Origin of the sequence: Salipiger sp. HF18 (assembly GCF_011806505.1) — a bacterium.
In the GTDB taxonomy this organism is placed as follows: domain Bacteria; phylum Pseudomonadota; class Alphaproteobacteria; order Rhodobacterales; family Rhodobacteraceae; genus Salipiger; species Salipiger thiooxidans.
In genome coordinates, this window is the sequence record NZ_JAATOS010000572.1 from 1 (window position 1) to 2372 (window position 2372).

Genomic DNA, 2372 nt, shown 5'->3' on the forward strand with positions numbered 1-2372 from the left:
CTGGATGCACCTGCGCAACACCGCCACCGACGACCCCGAGGCGGCGGCACGCATGGACACGATGTTCCGCAAGGCCTTCGCCGAGGACAAGGAGATCCTCGAGGCGGTGCAGGAGGAAGAGATCCGCCCGCAGAAGCGCCGCCCGATCCGCATCGCCATCGACAAGGGCCCCCTTGTCTACCGCAAGCGCATCAACGAACTTCTCGAACTGGAACGGACCGAGGACATCGCCTCGGACCCTTCTCCCGCTTTCGTTTACCACGATTAACCGGCACAAAGACCGGGCGACACGGGGTCAACGAACCCCACCAACAGGAGAGACGCACACAATGAACCTCATCAGACGCACCGTGCTCGGCATGGCCGCGGCCGCCGCGCTGGCCCCTGCGGCAGCCCTCGCGCAGGACACGATCAAGGTCGGCGAGATCAACCACTACAAGCGCATGGCAGCCTTTGCCGAGCCCTACAAGAAGGGCATCGAGCTGGCGCTGAGCCAGATCAACGGCGACGGCGGCGTGCTCGGCAAGGACCTCGAGTTCGTCTTCCGCGACGACCAGGGCGACCCGGCCGAGGCGGTGAAGATCGCCGAGGAGCTGATGACCCGCGAGGGCACGGTGATGTTCACCGGCACCATCCTCAGCCACGTGGGCCTCGCGCTGTCGAGCTTCGCCGCCGAGAAGGGCTACCTCTACCTCGCCTCCGAGCCGCTGGCCGACAGCCTCGTCTGGGGCTCGGGCAACCCCTACACCTTCCGCCTGCGCGCCTCGACCTGGGTGCAGGCCGCGATGCTGGCCGAAGAGGCCGCCAAGACCGACGCCGTCAAGTACGCCACCATCGCGCCCAACTACGCCTACGGGCAGGACGCCGTGGCCGCCTTCAAGGAGAACCTGACCCGGCTCAAGCCCGAGGTCGAGTTCGTGGCCGAGCAGTGGCCGGCGCTCTTCAACATCGACGCCGGCGCCGAGGTGCAGGCCATCGAACGCGCCAAGCCAGACGCCATCTACAACGTCACCTTCGGCACCGACCTCGCCAAGCTGGTGCGCGAAGGCGGCGACCGCGGCCTCTTCGACGGCCGCTCGGTCTACGGCCTGCTCACCGGCGAGCCCGAGTACCTCGAGCCGCTCGGCGACGAGGCCCCCGAGGGCTGGTACGTCACCGGCTTCCCCTGGTACGGCTTCGAGGACGGCACCCCGGGCAAGACCTTCGTCGACGCCTATGTCGAGGCCACCGGCGAGACCCCCAAGATCGGCAGCCTCGTGGGCTACATGACCGCGCAGTCGATCGCCGCCGCCATCAACAAGGCCGGCGCCACCGACACCGCCTCGCTGGTCGCCGCCTTCGAGGACCTCAAGGTCGAGGGCACGCCCATCGGCGAGCTGAGCTACCGCGCCATCGACAACCAGTCGACGCTCGGCGCCTGGGTCGGCACCACCGCGCTCGAGGACGGCAAGGGCGTCATGGTGGACTGGGAATACAAGGACCCGGCCCCCTACATGCCCAGCGACGAGGACATCAAGGCGATGCGCCCCGCGGAATAAGCGCGGCAGGGGCGCCCGAAGCGCGGCGCCCCTCCTTCATCTTGCCAGACAAACTCCGGGGTGAATTGGCGCGGTACGCGCCAAGAGGGGCAGAGCCCCTCGCCACGGCCGGGACGCAGGGCGACAGCCCCGCCCCCGGACCCCCCGTCGCACCCCGACCGACGCGCGGCACCCGATGCGTCGTGCTGCACAAGGAAAGTCCCCCGGACCATGGCCTTCTTCCTCGCCCAGTTCCTGACCGGGCTCGCCAACGCGGCGGCCCTCTTCCTCGTCGCCTCCGGCCTGTCGCTGATCTTCGGCGTCACCCGGATCGTCAACTTCGCCCACGGCTCCTTCTACATGCTGGGCGCCTTCATCGGCGTCACGCTGATGGAGATCCTGCCCGGCCATGTCGGCTTCTGGGGCGCGATCCTGCTCACCGGCCTCGCCGTGGGGCTGATCGGCGCCGTGGTCGAGATGGTGGTGCTGCGCCCGATCTACCGCGCGCCCGAGCTGTTCCAGCTTGTCGCCACCTTCGGGGTGATCCTGGTGATCCAGGACCTCGCGCTAATGATCTGGGGCGCCGAGGACCGCATGGGCCCGCGCGCGCCCGGCCTGCGCGGCGTCTGGCGCATATTCGGTGAACCGGTGCCCAAGTACGACATCGTGCTCATCGCCATCACCCCCTTCATCCTCTTCGCGCTGTGGTACCTCATCACCCGCACAAGGCTCGGCGTGCTGGTCCGCGCCGCAACCCAGGACCGCGAGATGGTGGGTGCGCTCGGCGTCAACCAGGCGTGGCTCTTCACCGGCGTCTTCGCGCTCGGCTCGGCGCTGGCGGGGCTCGGCGGCGCG

Annotated in this window: 2 protein-coding genes and 1 pseudogene; all 3 read left to right on the forward strand. The window is 68.8% G+C overall.

The annotated features are described in order from the left end of the window. Positions 1 to 268, forward strand: a pseudogene (locus HC022_RS24255) (aromatic ring-hydroxylating dioxygenase subunit alpha); the annotation flags it as partial. A gap of 61 nt (positions 269 to 329) precedes the next feature. Beyond that, complete coding sequence (locus HC022_RS24260) at positions 330 to 1538, forward strand: ABC transporter substrate-binding protein (protein ID WP_040384438.1); 1209 nt, start codon at positions 330 to 332, stop codon at positions 1536 to 1538. Positions 1539 to 1748: 210 nt separating this feature from the next. Further along, positions 1749 to 2372, forward strand: a 624-nt coding sequence (locus tag HC022_RS24265) for a branched-chain amino acid ABC transporter permease (RefSeq protein ID WP_167454105.1), incomplete at its 3' end; no start/stop codon positions are given.